General features: G+C 67.9%; 18 protein-coding genes and 1 pseudogene. 6 read left to right on the forward strand and 13 right to left on the reverse strand.

What is annotated here, in order from left to right:
• Nucleotides 1-53 precede the first annotated feature (53 nt).
• Nucleotides 54-347 (forward strand): hypothetical protein, encoded by a 294-nt coding sequence (locus MHN80_RS21765; RefSeq protein WP_004021037.1) that lies wholly within the window; start codon nucleotides 54-56, stop codon nucleotides 345-347.
• On the opposite strand, the gene MHN80_RS21770 is transcribed toward MHN80_RS21765, so the two are convergent.
• Nucleotides 344-727, reverse strand: a complete 384-nt coding sequence (locus MHN80_RS21770) for a helix-turn-helix domain-containing protein (RefSeq protein WP_239403638.1) — start codon at nucleotides 725-727, stop codon at nucleotides 344-346. The genes MHN80_RS21765 and MHN80_RS21770 overlap by 4 nt on opposite strands.
• A gap of 81 nt (nucleotides 728-808) precedes the next feature.
• Here MHN80_RS21770 and MHN80_RS21775 point away from each other — a divergent pair, with 81 nt between their 5' ends.
• Entirely contained in the window at nucleotides 809-1,219 is a 411-nt protein-coding gene (locus tag MHN80_RS21775; RefSeq protein ID WP_239403639.1) for a RidA family protein, read from the forward strand.
• Nucleotides 1,220-1,240: 21 nt separating this feature from the next.
• Here MHN80_RS21775 and MHN80_RS21780 read toward each other — a convergent pair.
• The 6 genes and pseudogenes from MHN80_RS21780 to MHN80_RS21805 all read right to left on the reverse strand — a co-directional run bounded on the left by MHN80_RS21780 (nucleotide 1,241) and on the right by MHN80_RS21805 (nucleotide 8,399).
• A pseudogene (locus MHN80_RS21780) lies at nucleotides 1,241-2,939 on the reverse strand (DUF222 domain-containing protein).
• A 184-nt stretch (nucleotides 2,940-3,123) separates the two neighbouring features.
• Complete coding sequence (locus MHN80_RS21785) at nucleotides 3,124-4,416, reverse strand: DUF58 domain-containing protein (protein WP_239403640.1); 1,293 nt, start codon at nucleotides 4,414-4,416, stop codon at nucleotides 3,124-3,126.
• On the reverse strand, nucleotides 4,416-5,498 hold the full coding sequence (locus MHN80_RS21790) for a MoxR family ATPase (protein ID WP_004021042.1): 1,083 nt from the start codon (nucleotides 5,496-5,498) through the stop codon (nucleotides 4,416-4,418). Before MHN80_RS21790 ends, MHN80_RS21785 begins: the two co-directional genes overlap by 1 nt.
• Nucleotides 5,495-6,790 (reverse strand): DUF4350 domain-containing protein, encoded by a 1,296-nt coding sequence (locus tag MHN80_RS21795; protein WP_374206403.1) that lies wholly within the window; start codon nucleotides 6,788-6,790, stop codon nucleotides 5,495-5,497. The genes MHN80_RS21790 and MHN80_RS21795 overlap by 4 nt, the downstream gene beginning before the upstream one ends.
• A complete protein-coding gene (locus MHN80_RS21800; protein WP_239403641.1) occupies nucleotides 6,787-7,467 on the reverse strand; it encodes a DUF4129 domain-containing protein in 681 nt (226 codons plus the stop codon). Before MHN80_RS21800 ends, MHN80_RS21795 begins: the two co-directional genes overlap by 4 nt.
• Entirely contained in the window at nucleotides 7,464-8,399 is a 936-nt protein-coding gene (locus tag MHN80_RS21805; RefSeq protein ID WP_239403642.1) for a glycerophosphoryl diester phosphodiesterase membrane domain-containing protein, read from the reverse strand. Before MHN80_RS21805 ends, MHN80_RS21800 begins: the two co-directional genes overlap by 4 nt.
• A gap of 350 nt (nucleotides 8,400-8,749) precedes the next feature.
• Here MHN80_RS21805 and MHN80_RS21810 point away from each other — a divergent pair, with 350 nt between their 5' ends.
• On the forward strand, nucleotides 8,750-9,139 hold the full coding sequence (locus MHN80_RS21810) for a nuclear transport factor 2 family protein (RefSeq protein ID WP_064572124.1): 390 nt from the start codon (nucleotides 8,750-8,752) through the stop codon (nucleotides 9,137-9,139).
• Nucleotides 9,140-9,142: 3 nt separating this feature from the next.
• Here the strand turns inward: MHN80_RS21810 and MHN80_RS21815 are convergent, their stop codons facing one another.
• Nucleotides 9,143-9,823: an SDR family oxidoreductase gene (locus MHN80_RS21815; RefSeq protein WP_064572123.1), complete on the reverse strand. Its 681-nt coding sequence runs from the start codon at nucleotides 9,821-9,823 to the stop codon at nucleotides 9,143-9,145.
• Nucleotides 9,824-9,908: 85 nt separating this feature from the next.
• On the opposite strand from MHN80_RS21815, the gene MHN80_RS21820 reads away from it, so the two are divergent.
• Nucleotides 9,909-11,249: an amylo-alpha-1,6-glucosidase gene (locus MHN80_RS21820; RefSeq protein WP_239403643.1), complete on the forward strand. Its 1,341-nt coding sequence runs from the start codon at nucleotides 9,909-9,911 to the stop codon at nucleotides 11,247-11,249.
• Between the two features lie 13 nt (nucleotides 11,250-11,262).
• Here the strand turns inward: MHN80_RS21820 and MHN80_RS21825 are convergent, their stop codons facing one another.
• A complete protein-coding gene (locus MHN80_RS21825; protein ID WP_239403644.1) occupies nucleotides 11,263-12,666 on the reverse strand; it encodes a DUF1254 domain-containing protein in 1,404 nt (467 codons plus the stop codon).
• 84 nt (nucleotides 12,667-12,750) lie between these two features.
• Between MHN80_RS21825 and MHN80_RS21830 the strand changes: the two genes are divergently transcribed.
• Nucleotides 12,751-13,824: an ABC transporter substrate-binding protein gene (locus tag MHN80_RS21830; RefSeq protein ID WP_374206404.1), complete on the forward strand. Its 1,074-nt coding sequence runs from the start codon at nucleotides 12,751-12,753 to the stop codon at nucleotides 13,822-13,824.
• A gap of 48 nt (nucleotides 13,825-13,872) precedes the next feature.
• Here the strand turns inward: MHN80_RS21830 and MHN80_RS21835 are convergent, their stop codons facing one another.
• Nucleotides 13,873-14,235, reverse strand: coding sequence for a DUF202 domain-containing protein (locus MHN80_RS21835; RefSeq protein ID WP_239403645.1), 363 nt, complete (start codon nucleotides 14,233-14,235; stop codon nucleotides 13,873-13,875).
• 11 nt (nucleotides 14,236-14,246) lie between these two features.
• Nucleotides 14,247-14,618 carry a YidH family protein gene (locus MHN80_RS21840; protein WP_275448018.1) on the reverse strand — a complete coding sequence of 124 codons (372 nt, stop codon included), beginning with the start codon at nucleotides 14,616-14,618 and terminating at the stop codon, nucleotides 14,247-14,249.
• An 82-nt stretch (nucleotides 14,619-14,700) separates the two neighbouring features.
• Here MHN80_RS21840 and MHN80_RS21845 point away from each other — a divergent pair, with 82 nt between their 5' ends.
• Nucleotides 14,701-15,990, forward strand: a complete 1,290-nt coding sequence (locus MHN80_RS21845) for a DUF1214 domain-containing protein (RefSeq protein WP_239403647.1) — start codon at nucleotides 14,701-14,703, stop codon at nucleotides 15,988-15,990.
• A gap of 84 nt (nucleotides 15,991-16,074) precedes the next feature.
• Here the strand turns inward: MHN80_RS21845 and MHN80_RS21850 are convergent, their stop codons facing one another.
• Together MHN80_RS21850 and MHN80_RS21855 are read right to left on the reverse strand one after the other, a co-directional pair.
• On the reverse strand, nucleotides 16,075-16,698 hold the full coding sequence (locus tag MHN80_RS21850) for a TetR family transcriptional regulator (protein ID WP_275448019.1): 624 nt from the start codon (nucleotides 16,696-16,698) through the stop codon (nucleotides 16,075-16,077).
• 9 nt (nucleotides 16,699-16,707) lie between these two features.
• Nucleotides 16,708-16,846, reverse strand: a 139-nt coding sequence (locus MHN80_RS21855; protein ID WP_239403655.1) for an integrase core domain-containing protein, incomplete at its 5' end; no start/stop codon positions are given.

Here is a 16,846-nt window from a genome sequence, read left to right on the forward strand (position 1 = left end):
AACTCACAGTGATCCGTCAACCGCCTCATAACCTGCGGGTTCACTCTCGGATCATGAGAAAGAACAAGCACGTCACCTCAGTCCCACTGGTCGTCCTCGAGAACCCCGCTGCGATCGACCACGCCTACGACCTGTTCCGTCGCGACATCCCGTTGGCCGTCGTCAGCAGTCAGTACTCCGCGGTCCTTCCGTTCATGCTCGGCAACAACGGTCACACCGCGGCCCTCGTCGCCGACGTCGACGACCCGAACCAGCTCGCCGAGGCGATCGTGATCATCGAACGCCGTTTCGGCCGGGTTGATTCGGTCATCCGCTACGCAGCGGACATCCCTGCGGTGGCGGTCTAGGTCCGGTCGTCTTCGGCGGAATCGAAGGCCGCGCGGGCACGTTCGATGTCGGGCATGTGTGCCGTCGCCCACCCGACGACCGCATCGATCGGCGGACGCAGTGTCTTGCCCAGCGGGGTGATTCGGTACTCGACCGCGACCGGACGCGAGCTCAGCAGTACCCGTTCGACGATGCCGTTCCGCTCGAGCTTCCGCAGGGTCGCGGTCAGCGATTTCTGTGTGACCGTCGGTATTGCGCGCCGTAAACCGTTGAAGCGGCTCGGTTGTTCACAGAGTTCGTTCAACACCGCCAACGACCATTTGTCGAGCACCTGATCCAGCAGCTCTCGATGCGGCGCGCTGATCGCGAGGTCGGCGGCCTGCCCACCGGTATCGGTCATGAAACCACGTCTCCTTGAAGTGTCTTTCGACAACCAGGTATCAACGATATACCTGATCGGATTCACTCGAAGGAGAACACGATGGCAGTTGCATACTCGACCCCGAAGGGCATGACACAACCGACGCCTTACCACCACGTGGCCGTGGGCACGGGGACGCGTCACGTGCACGTCAGTGGCCAGATCGCCCGCACGGCCGACGGAACGCCCGTGGCACCGGGTGACCTGGCGGGCCAGGTCGCGCAGGCGTTGCGGAACACCGCGACCGGACTGGCCGGGGCGGGAGCGTCTTTCGACGATGTTCTCCGGCTGACGTTCTACGTGACCGACTGGGCTCCCGAGAAGATCGCCGACTTCATGGCCGGTGTCGAGCGCGTCGCGACGGACGTCGGGTTGCCGTCTCCGATGCCGCCCGCTTCGTTGATCGGCGTCGACTACCTCTTCGAACCAGACGTGCTCGTCGAAGTCGAGGCCACCGCGATCCTCGACTGATAGCGGCGCGGAAGCGCGATGTCAGAACGGCGGCGGGTTGTCGAGGAAGTCTTGACGTTCGGCCGCTTCTTCGGCTTCGCGCTGCTTCTTGTTCCGGGCACGTTCGGCCCGCCGACGGGCCAGTTTCGCCTCCAGTCGGGTGGTGGTGCGCCGCGGGTTGTCCTCGGGCACGATCGTGTGGGGTGAGGGCGGTGCCTGTGCGGCCTGTTCGAACCGGATGCGGCGCAGGTTCACCGAACAGGTCTTCGAGGGTTTCGGCGTCGCCGTCGATCGTGACGCCTTCAGGTGTGGTGTATGCGGTGTGCAGGCGTCCGTCGGCGTCGCGGTACTGCTCGTCGACCCAGTCGCCGTGAGTTTCGAGGAGATGGCTCGGGCGGCATTTCGCGTTGAGGTTGTCACTCGAGGTCGGACCGCCATACGCGGGATGGGTGTGGTCGTATTCGGTGACGTGGTCGAGGTCGCAGTCGAAAGCCGAACGTTCACAACCGGGTTCGGTGCAGTAACCGTCGCGGACGCGGACGAAGTCGGCACACGCCGTCGTGGGCCGGTAGGGGTCGGCCGGTTGTGAACCCGGGTAGATCACCGCGACTTCGGGATCTGACGACGCGGCCGGTGCGTCGCGGTGCGCGGTGCGCGGTGCGCCGGTGTGGTCGGGGTCGTTGGTGCTGGGTTCGGAAACCGATTCGGCCGCTGCGGGTATCGGCCGCGTCCGGGATGGTGTGACGGGTGTGAGGGTGGCGTCTGCACGCGCGGCGAGGTCGCGGACATGCTCGTCGGAGATGACGCCGTATCCGTCGAGGAATCCGGGTCCGGTGGCGCCGGCGAGGGTGGCGGCGTCGGTGACGACATGGATGACGACCTCGGTGCGCAGAGCGGCGACGAGAGCGTCGGGGTCGGGGATGGTGGCGGTGCATTCGTCGCGGTCGCACTGGCACTCGAAGGCTGTTCGGGTGAGGAGGGCGAACATGGCGTCGGAGGTTCGGACACCCAGGAGGCGGCCGTCGTGCTCGCACACCGAATCGGCCAGTATCCGTACCGCTTTGGCGGAGATGCGGATGTTCTCGGCGGACATGACGGCGGTGATCTCGCCGACGCCGTCGTGGAAGTTGTCGGTCCACACCCCGCGGGACTCGAGAGCATCGCGGCGTCGTTCCCGGACGAGGTCGGGGTCGTGGCGGAAGACGAGTCGGTCGACCATGTCCCGCAGCCGTGCACGATCCCACGCGCCTCGTCGGCTTCGGATGGTCTTCGCGATCTGGGCGTCGATGGTCGGGGTGATGGAACTGTCGCCGGGTATGAGGTCGGTCCGCGAGATGATCAGGCGGATCTGGTCCTCGCTGAGGATCCCGTCGCGCAGGGTGGTCGCGACCTCGGGGAGCCGATCTCGCAGGGCGAGGGCTTCGTCGATCAGTATCTCGGCGCGGCGCCGCGAGATGGTGGACTGGCGGGCGATGCGGGCGGCGCAGTCGGCGTAGCCGTCCATCACGAACGCATCGGTGTGCTCGCGGGCGGCGACGAGCCGGTCGTACATGACCGCGACCGTCTGGTAGCGACTCCAGGCGAGATAGGACTGGCCCCGGTGGGTGGCGGACAGCCCGTTCGTGAGGGTGACCATGTCGTCTTCGTCGACGTAGGCAGGCTCGATCCCGGCGAGGAACTCGCTCGGTAGATCGGTCCACACCCGCACGATGACCCCGGACTCTCGCGGACCGGTCCCCATCCCGGCCCTCTGCCCACCAAGGTAAACCACCCCACCGACAAACGCGGTCGATGCCGGGAGTGGTTGAGAGAAGGGTGGTTTGGTTGCGAGGTGGTTTCGACTCGGCGCCTCGACCTCGACGCGCTTCTCCGTCGCTTGCTCGGCCTGGGGGCTGCGCTCGCTGCTGGGTCCATCCCGGGGTGGCTCAGAGCAACCCGCGCGACTTGAGCAGCAGATAGTGGTCGGCGAGCTTCACCGGGAGCTTGTCGGGCGCCGCGTCCACCACGTCGACGCCGAGCCGGCTCACCGCGGTGGCGGTGCGGTCCCGCAGGGTGAGCGTGCGGGCTGCGGCCGCGGCGTCGTAGATCTGCGTGGTGTCGGCACGCTCGATCAGCATGGCGTCCAGCGCGGGGTCGGCGACGGAGCCGATGACGACCTTGTACCGCTGCGCCAGTACCGCCAGCGGGGGCAGTAGCGACTCCTCGACGGCTGCGGGTTCGAGCGGCGTCAGCAGGACAAGTAGTGCGCGCTGCCGCCCGATCTTGGCGACCTCGGCTCCGAGCAGCGGCCAATCGGCCTCCAACAGAGCAGGTTCGAGATCCGCCATCGCGGTGACGAGACTGTTGAGCAACATGGTGCGGCCGACGCCGACCACCCGTCGATGGACCCGGCGGTCACCGGCGATGAGGTCGACTCGGTCACCGGCGTGCGACGCGAGCGCGGCGAGGAGCAATGCGGCGTCCATCGCGGCGTCGAGTCGAGGGGTGTCGCCCACGCGCCCGGCCGACGTCCGGGAGGTGTCCAGCACGATGACGATGTGCCGGTCCTTCTCCGGTTGCCACGTGCGGACCACCGTCGATCGACGCCGGGCGGTCGCGCGCCAGTCGATGCTGCGGACGTCGTCACCCTCGACATAGTCGCGCAGGGAATCGAATTCGGTGCCCTGACCGCGCACCCGCACCGCTGACCTGCCGTCGAGCTGACGGAGATGTGCCAGCCGCGACGGCAGCAACCGCCGGGAGTCGAACGGCGGGAGTGCGCGGACGCGACCGGGCAGGGGCACGGACCGCTGCCGTCCGCCGAGGCCGAGCGGACCGACGCGACGAACGGCAACCCGGACCGCCAGCCGATCACCGCGCCGGGTGGGGGCCAGAGTCGTTGTCACCGAGCGGGTCTCCGATCGTGGAACGGTCACGCGGTGCGTGTTTCCCGACGCGCCGGCCGAGGGCTGCCAGCTGTCGCGCAGGACGCCACGGAACGTGTTCGAGCCGTGGTTGGTGACCGCGATCGAACACGTCGTGCTCTGCCCGAGTCGGAGAGGACCGGGCGCCGACCTCGACATGGTGATCGACTTCGTGGATCCCGCCAACGCGATGTCGAGGCAGACGAGCAGGATGCAGAACAGCGCCCACAGCACGGGGACCGCGTAATTCGGCCAGATCAGGATGGGCACCGCGCCGAGCAGCACCAGGATCAGAAAGCGGCCCGTGAGGAACATCAGCGGGGTACGGGCACCGAGTTGATCGCCGCGTCGAGCACCGAACCCACCGACACGCCTTCGAGTTCGGCTTCCGGGCGCAACGACAACCGGTGCGCCAGCGTCGATTGGGCGAGCGCCTGCACGTCGTCGGGGGTCACGAAGTCGCGACCGTTCAGCCACGCCCATGCGCGGCTCGTGCCCAGCAGGGCGGTGGCGCCTCGCGGGCTGACGCCGAGTGCCAGCGACGGGGAGAACCGGGTGGCCCGGGCGATGTCGACGATGTAGGCAGTGACCTGCGGAGCGACCGTCACCCGGCGGACCTGTTCGGCGCCGGCCTCCACGTCGGCGGCCGAGGCGACCGGTCGGAGTCCCGCGGCGGCCAGGTTCCGCGGATCGAACCCGGATGCGTGTCGAGTGAGCACGGTGATCTCGTCGTCGCGCGGGGGCAGTGGAAGCGTGACCTTCAGCAGAAATCGGTCGAGCTGGGCTTCGGGCAGCGGGTAGGTGCCCTCGTACTCCACCGGGTTCTGTGTCGCCGCGACGAGAAACGGACTCGGTAGCGGGCGTGGGTCGCCGTCGACGGTCACCTGCCGTTCCTCCATCGCCTCCAGCAGGGATGCCTGCGTCTTCGGCGGGGTGCGGTTGATCTCGTCGGCGAGCAGGAGATTGGTGAACACGGGCCCCTCGCGGAACGTGAACTCCGAGCTGGCGGAATCGAATACGAGCGATCCGGTGACATCACCGGGCATCAGGTCCGGCGTGAACTGCACACGTTTGGTCTCGACGTCGAGCGCGGCGGCCACCGACCGGACGAGCAGGGTCTTGGCGACGCCGGGCACACCCTCGAGGAGGATGTGCCCGCGGCACAGCAGCGCAATCAAGATGCCTGCCACTGCCGGGTCCTGCCCGACAACGGCTTTCGCGACCTCGCCGCGCACTGCGCCGAGCGCGTCGCGGGCGCGGTTCGGCGGTCCGCCCGGCCGGTGGTGCGCGTTCTCCGGCGGCGGCCCGGCGGACGCTTTCGCAAAGGGGTCCGACGATGGGGGTCCGGCCGGGGCGTACGGACCGGGGCCGGGGTTGCGGGATGGGTCGACGGTCATGGTGTGTGTCGGACTTCCTTCTCGAGGACGGTCAGTTCGGCGGTGAAGTGGACGAGCTGGGCGTCGGTGGTGGGGAGCGGACCGGCGAGCAGCGCACGGACCTCGGCGAGGTCGCGGTGTGTCGCCCCGGCCACGGCGATGACGATCGCCGACACCGACGGATCCGCGGTCTCGGTCGGCGCGATGACGGTCTCCCAGTCGGGTCGTGAGAGTGCGTCGGTGGCCTTCGCCGCGTCGAACGGCAGACCGAGATACGACGCCAACGAACCGAGGGTGTGGATGCGCAGCGCCCCCGCGGCCCGCGCGTCGGCACCGGCGCGGTGATACATCCGGCCCCGCGCACGGGTGGTCTCGACAGCCCTGACGACCGCGGGGAGCGGCTCGGCGACCAGCGACCCGAAACGCCGACCACGCCAGAGCATCAGGGCCAGAACGGCGAACACGCCCAGCACGATCAGCGGTCCGACCGCGGCCGGGATGTCGGACTCGTCGTCGTCGGATGCCACCTGGTCGGTGAAAAACGGTACATACCAGAGAATCTCGTCGGAGCTCGCGAAGACCCGGATCGCAACGCCCGCGTTGTCCTGTTGTGCGAGTCGCTCGTTGGTGAGCATCTCGCCGCTGAGGACGATGAATTCGGGGCGCCCCGCCGTCCGCGGCACGATCACGAGATTCGACGCCCCACCGGAGGTGAAGCAGGCGGTGGCCGACGTCGACGTCGGTGAGTAACCGAAGGGGGTGAAGTCGACGATGTCGGTCTCGTCGATGTCGGATGTGCGGCACCCGGCGGCGACCGCGGCCGGGCCGGCACCGTAACCGGAGGTGACGGGCAGATCCAGCGCGGTCAGGGGAGTGTTGTCCGGCGCGATCAGGATCACGCGGTCGGCGTCTCGCACGCGCTCGCGGAACTGCTGAGTGGTACCGGGATTCAGCGACGACGTCGAGCTCACCACGACCGTTGTTCCCCGGCCGGGACGAGGAGCGTCGGTGAACTCGTCGAGTCCGCGCATCTGCCGGAGGTCGGCCCCGCGGTCGTCGAGGATCTGCGCGAGCGCGCGTGACCCGGTGGGACGGGCGTTGTCGGGGTCGTTGTTGACCCCGGGCCCGGGGGTACCCCCGACACCGGTGAGCGCGGTGATCCCGAGTAGACCGACACCGGCGACCACGACGAGGATCACCAGGACGATGACCACCCAGACCCACGGCGGGGTCCGGTTCTTGACCGGGGCCGGTCGTAGCGGTGACGACATGACCGGCACGGGTGCCGGCGTCGCCTGCACGGTGCCGGTCAACGGGGCACCGCCAGGCGGTGCGGACGTGAGGCGTCGGCCTCGACCGGCCGGGTGGACGAGACTGCCTGCTCGAGTTCCAGTACCTCGCGGGCCGATTCGGCGGATGCATGCCGGTCGCCGTAGGCGATGGCGTCGAACAGGTCTGTCGCCCTTCGTAACCGGTCGTCCTGTGCGGGGAATCGAGGACCGAGGTCGACAGCCACCTCGTGAGCGGTGAGTGAGGGCTCGTCGGCCAGCAACTCGCGCTCGATGCCGCGGCGCGCGACGGCACGTACGGCGGCGATGACACACGCGTCGTACCGGCCTGCGGCGAAGGCGGACTCGGCGTCGGACCTGAAGTCGGCCGCCGACCGGGCGGGCCCGATCAGGACCGTCTCGGAGGACGCCGAGCCGGTGGTCCGGGGGAGCCGCGGGTTGCGGCGGAGGTGACGGACGACCGCGACGACGAGACCGAGCACGAGTGCGATCGCGAGCACGATGACGATCGCGCGAAGGGTGTCGGAGCCGCCGAACCAGCCGAAGACGTTGTCGGCGATCCACTCCCAGAGACGTTCACCGAAGCGGTCGAGCCAGGACGGCTCGGGCGGTTGGTAGTCGGACTCGGAGAGTTCCTGCTCGGCCCACCGGCGTGCTTGCTCGTTGTCGGGATCCAACGGCGCCGCGAGGATTTCGATCACCGGTCGACCCGTCCCGGGGGAAACGCTGTCGGTACCGACGCGGCATCGTCGTAGAGGACTGCCGGCACGACCGTCAGCGCCGGTTGCACGACCATCGATGCGACCACGGTGCCGATCACCGAGAGAACGGTCGCCGCGATGCCGGAGTCCGAGGTGCCGAACCACGTGTCGGCGATCGATCCCAGCAGATCGAACGGGTACATCATCGTCGTCATCGCGACCCACGCCAGCACGAGCATGACCGCCAGGATGCCGAAGGTCCGCCAGAACCGGTCCGCCGTCAGCGAACCCGATCGGGCGATCGCGTCTCTGACGGCGAGCCCGTCGATCACGATCGCCGGTGCGGTGAAGGCCGTACGAACCAGCAGCCACGACACCGGGATGAGCGCGACGACGGTGAGGAGGAGGCTCCCGGCGAGCAGGACGAACCCGCCGGAGCCCACGCCCAGGCCGAACAGCGCGAGGCCAGGTGCGAAGGCCGCCGCGATGGCGAGCCCCAGGAGCGCGGTCCACGCCAGCAGCCGGGGCAGCGACCCCCGTGCATGGCGCAGCGTGTCGGCCAGGGTCGGACGCGACCCGCCGCGACGTCGGGTGACCGAGTGGGCGGCAACGCCGCTGACCATGCCCGCCACCACGACCCACTGGGCGAAGATGACACCGACGAACGCGGCGGTCGGTGCGACGGTCGAGGCCCATTCGCTCGGATCGTCGAAGGTGGCCTCGGCGTTCACCAGCCAGAACGTGGCGAGCGCGAGAGGGGCGGCCGCGACGATCCAGGTCAGGCCGACGAGGCCGAGGTACACACGAGGTGCCGCGACTGCCGTCGAGAAGATCCGCTGCAGCAGGACGCCGGCCGACACCGGCGGCGGCCCCCATCCCGCCCACGGGGCGGTCGGTGTGAAACCTCCGTAACCCCAATGTGTGGAACCCAACTGTGTGGAACCCCTCTGGGCTGACCCCCACGCGGGCTGCGGTCCGGGCTCGGTCGACGGCTGCTGCGGCGGTGCCGGCGGACGGGCCCGCGGACGGTCCGACGCCTCGGCAGATGGGACCGGGCTCCACTCGTCGGAGACATCGGGTGGCTGCCATGGGGGTTCGCCGGACGGCGGGTGCGGGACGCGCGGCGGCTCGGTCATCGAGAAGTGCACCGGCCTTTCCGCGCTGGAGAACTGTGCGGCGAACGTATCAAACAACTGCGACGGCGCACCGGAATCATCCACCGGTTGACGGACGCCGTGCTACCGTGCCGAACTAGAACACGTTCTACTTTTCTGGAGGATTCATGACCGTGGAACAAGCCGGGCTCGCCGAGAAGATCGACGCTGCCGTCGATGCCTACATCGAGCTGCTCAACTCGGGTACCGCCGAACAGATCGCCGACCTGTACGCGGCCGACGCGACCGTCGAGGACCCCATCGGCGCGGACATCCGCGACACCCGGGAGCAGCTTGTCGAGTTCTACTCGGTGATCACCGGGATGGACGAGCGCACCGCGACGCTCAAGTGGAAGAAGATCGCCGGCGACACCGCCGTCTTCGAGTTCACCCTGGTCACCAAGACCGCCGGACTCGCCTTCGAGATCACCCCCGTCGACATCATGGTCTTCGACGCCGAGGGCAAGGTGTCGACGATGCGCGCGGTCTGGCAGCAGTCGGACCTCAAGCAGCTCTGAGGGTCACCCCCGCCCGGTCGGCCTCAGGATGATCTCTTCCGGGTGGGCGTCGGCCGGGGTGGAGACGGCCTGCACGACGGCGCGGGCGACGGTCGCGGGACGCAGGAACCGCGACCCGTCGTAGTCGTCCCCTTCGATGGCGACGATGTCACGCTGCATGTCGGTGTCGATGCGCCCGGGGAAGACAGACGTCACGCGAAGAGTCGGTTCCTCGGCCCGCAATCCGTCGGCCAGCGCACGCACCCCGAACTTGCTCGCGGCGTAGGGGGTCCAGCCGGGGTTCACCCGGCGTCCCGCGCCCGAGTTGATGAACACGACGTGGCCGCCGGCCGCTCGCAACGCGGGCAGGAGCAGCCGCGTCAGTTCGGCGACCGCAACGAGGTTCACCTCGAGGACGTGCTGCCATTCCTCGACGGGGGTCTCCGCGACCGGCTCGAGGCTGCTGGCCACTCCGGCGTTGTGGACGAGTACGTCGAGTTCGTTGATCGCCTCCACGGCGGCCTCGACCTCGTCGTAGTCGGTGAGGTCGACGGCGAAGGTGCTCGCCCCGTCGAGTTCGGTGGCCAGTCGGTCGAGTTCGGGAGAGGGTCGTCCGCCCAGGAGGAGGTCGTGGGTGGGCGCGAGCTGGCGGGCGATCTCGGCTCCGAGGCCACGGCTCGCCCCGGTGATCAACGCGGTGGGCACGCCTCGACCCTACTGGGAATCGGCGACCGGGAGCCGCGTCGGGCTCGATGAGCACAGGCCGACGTCGCGGGGCACAATCGTCGACGTGGCCAGGTACGGATTCACCCCAACGCAGCTCTCGGCACGTGCCGCGTACCTGCTCCGAGGCAATGACCTGGGCACGATGACAAGCGCTGCGCCCAAGTTGTATCCGCACATGTGGAGCTGGGACGCGGCATTCGTCACGGTCGGTCTGGCGCCGTTGTCGGTGGAACGAGCCGTCATCGAGATGGACACCCTGCTGTCGGCGCAGTGGCGCAACGGCATGATCCCGCACATCGTGTTCGCCAACGGCCGCGACGGATACTTCCCCGGGCCGGCCCGATGGGAGTGCGCCCGACTGGCCGAGTGCGCGCCCGATTTCCCCGACACCTCCGGCATCACCCAGCCGCCGGTACACGCGATCGCGGTGCAGCGGATCCTCGATCACTCCCGACGCCATGGACGCACCACCCGCGCCGTGGCCAACGAGTTCATCGACCGGCGCTGGAGCTCGCTCGTCCGCTGGCATCGCTGGCTGGCGCACGCTCGGGATCCCAACGGGCGCGGTCGGATCACGATCTTCCACGGGTGGGAGTCGGGGATGGACAATTCGCCCCGTTGGGATTCGGCGTACGCCAATGTCGTTCCCGGCCCCGACCTTCCGCCGTATCGACGGGCCGACCTCGACCACGTCGACGATTCGTCGATGCGCCCCACCGACCTCGAATACGACCGGTACATCTGGCTCGTCGAACAGATGAAGCGCGCCGGATACGACGACGAGCTGCTTCCCAAGGTGATGGACTTCGCGGTCGAGGACGTCTTCGTCAGCGCCATCTTCGCCGTCGCCTGCGACGTGCTGGCCACCATCGGGGAGGACTACTCCAAACCGCGGTCGGATGTGCGCGACCTCCGCGCGTGGGCCGACCGTTTCCGGGCCGGGGTCGTCTCCGCCGCCAACGACCGCAACGGGGCCGCACGGGATTTCGACCTGCGCGCCAACTCGTGGATCAACACCGATACGATCGCGGTGTTCGCGCCGCTGCTGTGCGGTGGCCTCTCCCGGGACCGCGAACGCGCCCTGATCCGACTCTTCGACGGCCCGCGGTACTGCGGTCACCCGGACCTGCGCTACGCGGTCCCGCCGTCGACGTCGCCGATCTCGGCGGACTTCCGTCCCCGCGAGTACTGGCGTGGCCCGGTCTGGCCGGTGATGACCTGGCTCTTCAGTTGGGCATTCGCCCGCCGCGGTTGGACCGAACGGTCGGCACGCCTGCGTGAGGAGGGGCTCCGGCAAGCGACCGACGGCACGTTCGCCGAGTACTACGAACCGTTCACCGGTGAGCCGCTCGGCAGCATGCAGCAGAGCTGGACCGCGGCGTCCGTGCTGGATTGGCTGGACTGACAGACCAACTCGGTCATGCGGATACCGGTTTCGCCGCACCGTGCACATCGATCCGCTCGACCGGTGGTGGGGTCCATTCCTCCCGAAGTGCCGAGAGCGCGGGCTGGTAGATCCTCAGCACGAGGAAGAAGGGTCTCGCCGGGCACGGTAACCATTCCTCATCGGGGGTCGCCAGCGGAGCGGTGGAGATGACGATGTCGGGGAACGTGTCCTGGTCGTGATCGCGGTTGACCGCGGTGCCGATGCTGTGACGTGCGTCGGGCGCGTCGTGTAGCAGGCCGGTGTCGGCGTCGTAGAGGGTGACGCTCCAGAAGGCATGCGCGGGTGGTGGTGTCGGCAGACAGATCCGATAGGCGGCCGCAGCCCCATCGAGGGTGTCCCCGTCGGAGTCGACGTAGGTGTTGTACGAGCAGTTCTCCTCGACGACGTTCGCGCCGAGGCCGACCAGATTCATCACGGCCCGGGCGACGAAGTTGGTGCCGTGGGCGCCCTTGTCGAGCACCCTGGTCCATCCGCTGGCGACCCTGCGTCCCAACAGCGGTCTGGACTCGCGCAGCAACCGCATCGCCTCATCGAAACCGTCCTGGATTCCCTGCGCGACATCCGGATCGGGCTCCGGCCGGCCGTCGGTCGGCGAGTCACCCACGCCGAGAATGCGGAACTGGTCGACGTGGGCGGCATCGGCGTGCGGCACACCATTGATCCGCAACGACGCGTCCAGAGCGGTCAGGAACTCTCCCGGCGAGGTCTCGACAGCACCCTGGTCGACAACCGGCCAGGACCGTGAGCCGGCGGCGGGTGATCTGAGGTGCACGCCATCCTGAAGCCGGTGGACCGCGCGTAGGTCGTCGTCGACGTCGAAGTACTGAATCCGCAAGAGCAGCCACATCACCGGTGTGGCCACGCGTAGCAGGGTGGTACCCGGTGGGACGTCTCCGGTCCACGCAGAGGTGACCACCATGAGTCGGCGGGGTTGCACCGGATGTGTTCGCGCGCTCACGTTGCTGGCGTTGCTGTAGGCGTCCAGGAAGTTCAGTGTGTAGTAGCGATCCCCGAAGTCGGGAAGATCGATGAGGACGGGCCCGGCGGTGAGGTCCAGCCATCCGTTGGAGTACAGGGTGTCGACGTTGGGAACCCGAAACGGCTGGTAACGGGCATCCGCGGGACGACGAGCGTGGTCCAGTTCGTCGAGACGCCACGGTTCTCCTTCGCCGTCCGGCGCGCATTGCGCGCACATCGCGGCGTATTGGTACACCGACGGCAGGCCATAGATGACCGCCTGTTGAGAGGCCGCACGCGCCAGCGAGCGTCGCGCCCAGGACGACATCGGACGGATGTCGGGCGCGGACGAGCTGGTCAGCTGATCTGCGGCCGCCGGATCGTAGGTGGTGTATCTCCGGTCGTCGTCGACGCGCATCTCGGCTCCATTCTCTTAAAAATCAGGCTGATCACAACTCTTGCCACAGCGTGATTGACATCACTCAGTCTAGCTGGTGAACTGATGTCAGTTCAACATAAGGAGGAGAACGTGCGGGTCAGAAGGCTGGTCAAACACGTCGCTTGCGCCACCGTTGCCGCCGCCGTCGCAATGACGACGGCCGCGTGCGGTGGCAGTTCGGGCGCTACGTCTGCCGTCGAGGGCAGCTGGGACGAGGTGGTCGCTGCCGCGGAGCAGGAAGGCTCGGTGCTGCTGTACTCGAGTCAGAACTCGGTGATCCTCGAGAACGTCAAGAAGGCCTGGAACAAGAAGTATCCCGGCATCACGATGGAGTTCGTCCGAGGCACCGACGCGGATCTGAATCCGCGGATCGAGACCGAGAACCGAACCGGTCGGGGAGCGGCCGACGTCCACGTGGTGACCGACACCTCGTGGATCACTTCCGCGGGCGAATCCGGTGACTTCTCCCAGGCGGTGCGCGGGCCGGCCTTCGACAATCCCGACTACGCGCGTGAGACGAGTGTCCGCGCCGGTGACTTCTTTCTCACCGTGGCCGCGACCTTCGGCATGGGATGGAACACGAACGCGGTTCCCGCCGGTCTGACGACGCCGCAGGATGTACTGAAACCCGAGTACCGGGGCCGGATCGGGATCGTGAACCCGAACGGGATCGCTTCCTTCGTCGACCTGTATGACTTCTATGGTGAGCACTTCGGCGCTGATTTCGAGGAGAAGCTGGCAGGTCTCGAGCCGCGCATCTTCCCCAGTGCGATCGGTGTCGCCCAGGCGCTGACGTCCGGCGAGGTCGTCGTGTCGCCGATGGTCCAACCGCTCGTGCAGGAGGCGGCCACCGGTGCGCCGGTCGACTGGGCGCTGCCCGATCCGTCTTGGGGCACACCGTTCTTCGGGCACATCACGGCAGTCGCGCCGCATCCGAACGCGGCTCAGCTGCTCGCTGACTTCCTGGTCAGTCCGGAAGGGCAAGCGGCGCAGGCGATCGGCGTGGCCACCGCGCTACCGGGAATTCCCGGGTCGACCGCCGATGCGAAGGACATCCGGTCCCCTGACCCCGGACAGTTGACTCCGGACTACGTCAAGCAGCGCTCGCAGGCTTGGCAGCAGATGTTCACCGGGTAGTACGGAGTGGAGGCCTCGGAGCCGGCGAGGCCTCCACTCGGGGTGCGGTCATCGACCGGTTGACGCCACTGTGAGCACACCGAGGAGTGCGATGGCACCCATCGCGGACACAGCGGCGCTCATGAGCAGGCCGCGGTTCGCAGCGGTGGCCTGTAGGTACACGAGCCCCGAATCGTCGTCGAGGGCGAGGTCCCGCCGGTCCGGCATGGTCTGGCGAATGGCGACGAGGACGGCGAGCGCGGCGCCGACGCCCACAACCGATGCGGCCACCGTGATCCACACGGAATCGAGATGTGCGGCGAGACGGATCCCGACGGCGGCGAGGATGACGATCGAACACGCTGTGCGCTGCCACGCCAGACTCGTGCGTTCGAGTTGCAGCCCACCGTCGGCGATTCGGTTCGGGGGCACGGCCGCCGCGGTCAATCCAGAACCGCCCAGAGTACGAGGCAACCGGTGACGGCGAGGAGTACCGAGAGCGGCACGGCCACGTGCGGTGCCGGAAGTGGGTTGTCGCGCCGCAGCTGACGCTCGGTGCGTGCCCAGCTCCACCACGCCTGGAGTGGCAACCAGATGGATGTGCCGACGAGAAGCAAGGATGCCACGATGCCCGCGACGGACCCGCCACCGATGTCGAAGGCCTGCAACGCCACGCCGGATGCCATGAGCGCCAGTGACGTTCGAATCCAGGCCAGGTACGTCCGCTCGTTCGCCAGGCTGAATCGAGCATCTGGTTCCCCGCCCGCGGCATAGACCCACCGAGGTCGGCGGGGTGCTGATCGGTTCTGCGGCAACGTCGCTCCCTCGTCAAACCCTCGTCGTTCATCAACTCGACCGAATTGAACTTACTTCAAGAACCCGGACAGGAGTCAACTCATGACCTCCAGCCAATCCGCTGCCGTGATGGACGCGGCACGCGATCTACAGATCTGGGGCTACCCCTTGATCTTTGCGCAGCGACTGCGTCTCCGATTCACCTGTCCGCTCGACCCGCGCACCCCGCGCCCGCCGACCTCGGCAGGAGCGCCGCTCAACGAACTCGGGCATCAACGACGCCTGTCCGACCACACCTTGACGGCCGGCGTGGCGCCCAACGTCGACACCCTCTATTCGCTGGCATTTCTCGACCTCGACTCCGGGGATTTCGAGCTGCGGATGCCGGACTTCGGCAGTCGTTACTACAGCGTGCAGATCGGGGAGGCGGACTCGTCGACGGCCGCCGTCGTGGGGTGTCGGACGCATGGAGCGACGTTGCCGCCACTCCTACTGACCCGAGGGGCCGGACGTTCCGAGGTCGACGACCGTGTGGAGTGCCGGTCGCGGTATGTCATGGTGGCGATCCGCATCCTCGTCGACCCCGGTATGTCCGGGGACCTGCTTGCGGCGCAACGGATTCAGGACCTGATCGAACTGACCGGGCCGCCGTCGCCCGCGACTCCGTCCGCCCCGGGGACCGTTGCCCTCGTCAACCGGGGTCGCGACGACGAAGTCCGCACTCCAGAAGGGTTTCTCGAATCGCTCGACACTGCGATGGCCGGCCTGTCGACGGCGGACATACCTTCCTGGGTCGTCGAGGCACGACTCCGACTGCGTAAGTGGTTGGCCGACGACGAATCGGGCGGTGGGAGCAACATGGTCGCGCAGGGCCTGGCCACAGGACTGGACCGGATCGCGCAGCACGTTTCGGTGCTCGGCCGCACCGTGAACGGCTGGGCGATCAACGACGGAGGGACCGACTTCGGCGACGACCACCTTCTCCGAGCGGCAGTGGCGTACTCGCAGATCTACATCAACCCGGCCGCCGAGGCGGTGTACCCGGTATGCGAGACGGACCACCTCGGGCGTTCCCTGACCGGTGCGCACAACTACTCGATCACGTTCGCGTCGGACGATCTCCCTCCTGCGGACCACTTCTGGTCGCTCACGATGTATCACCGGCGAGGGTTGCTGTGCGAGAACGTCATCGGACGCCATGCGATCACCGATCGGACGCCCGGTCTCGAGGTGAACGACGACGGGACGCTCGCTCTCCTCCTCCAGCATGCGAGACCGTCGTCCGGGGCGAACTGGCTTCCGTGTCCGCCCGACGAGTTCCGGGTGATGCTTCGGCTGTACGGGCCGCGGGACCCGTCCTGGTCGCCGCCTGCGATCGTGCGCGTCGGGTAGTCCTCGACGCAGCGTCGCTGCGCATCGGTATCCGGTCCCGGCCAGGGTGATCGCCTGTGATCCAGGTGCGGGAGTCGTTTCCGCCTACAGCTCCCGCATCCGACGGCACACGTCGTCATAGACGTCCACCAGCGCGCGGGCCGTCCCCGCTGCGCCTGCGCCCTCGTTGATCTCGACCCATTCCTCAAACGCGCATTGGACCTCGAGATTGGCGATCTCCAGGATCATCCGGATCTGGCCCCGGGTGCGCGCCGAACTCCGGTCGCCGAGAGCCTCCGGACGGCGGCGCGACTTGTCGGCATAGCGTCCGAGTGCGGCTCTACTCAGCGTGGGGGTTGCGAGCACGAGCTTCTGCACGCGCATGAAGTGGGCGGACACGTCGTCGCTGCGATCGCCGAAGCCGTCCAGCAGCGCCCGGTAGACACGCTCGATGTCGGCGAGCGCCAGGGTGTCGGGGTCGATGTCCGCCAGATGGTCGTCGAGCGCCTGATCGAAACCGAAGCGGTCGAACAGCACGCACTCTTCTTTGGTCGGGAAGTAGCGGAAGAAGGTCCGTGGGGACACCCCGGCCGCCGCGGCGATCTCGTCGACGGTCGTCTCGTCGAATCCGTTGCGCTCGAACAGATCCACCGCGGCCTCGTGGATCTCCATGCGCGTCGCATCCCGCCGGCGGGCCCGAAGGCCACCGGTCTCGGAGGAATCTGGCATGCGTCGAGACTAGCTGTAAGGCCCGGGCAGGTTGTGAACGTGTAGGCGTTCGATCGGGGTGAGTCCGCCGATACCGCTGTGGGCTCGGTGGTGATTGTAGTGGTGCAGCCAGTCGTCGTAGGTGGCTGTGCGGGCGGTCTCTGAGCTG

The organism is Gordonia sp. McavH-238-E (genome assembly GCF_022348225.1).
GTDB lineage: Bacteria > Actinomycetota > Actinomycetes > Mycobacteriales > Mycobacteriaceae > Gordonia > Gordonia terrae.

Excerpts from the sequence above, each read along its gene's own strand:
- MHN80_RS21765 (WP_004021037.1), top strand. The coding sequence starts at position 54 with ATGAGAAAGAACAAGCACGTCACCTCAGTCCCACTGGTCGTCCTCGAG.
- MHN80_RS21825 (WP_239403644.1), bottom strand. The coding sequence starts at position 12,666 with ATGCGCGTCGACGACGACCGGAGATACACCACCTACGATCCGGCGGCC.
- MHN80_RS21775 (WP_239403639.1), top strand. The coding sequence starts at position 809 with ATGGCAGTTGCATACTCGACCCCGAAGGGCATGACACAACCGACGCCT.
- MHN80_RS21790 (WP_004021042.1), bottom strand. The coding sequence starts at position 5,498 with ATGACCGTCGACCCATCCCGCAACCCCGGCCCCGGTCCGTACGCCCCG.
- MHN80_RS21810 (WP_064572124.1), top strand. The coding sequence starts at position 8,750 with ATGACCGTGGAACAAGCCGGGCTCGCCGAGAAGATCGACGCTGCCGTC.
- MHN80_RS21845 (WP_239403647.1), top strand. The coding sequence starts at position 14,701 with ATGACCTCCAGCCAATCCGCTGCCGTGATGGACGCGGCACGCGATCTA.
- MHN80_RS21770 (WP_239403638.1), bottom strand. The coding sequence starts at position 727 with ATGACCGATACCGGTGGGCAGGCCGCCGACCTCGCGATCAGCGCGCCG.
- MHN80_RS21830 (WP_374206404.1), top strand. The coding sequence starts at position 12,751 with ATGTCAGTTCAACATAAGGAGGAGAACGTGCGGGTCAGAAGGCTGGTC.
- MHN80_RS21785 (WP_239403640.1), bottom strand. The coding sequence starts at position 4,416 with ATGTTCCTCACGGGCCGCTTTCTGATCCTGGTGCTGCTCGGCGCGGTG.
- MHN80_RS21850 (WP_275448019.1), bottom strand. The coding sequence starts at position 16,698 with ATGCCAGATTCCTCCGAGACCGGTGGCCTTCGGGCCCGCCGGCGGGAT.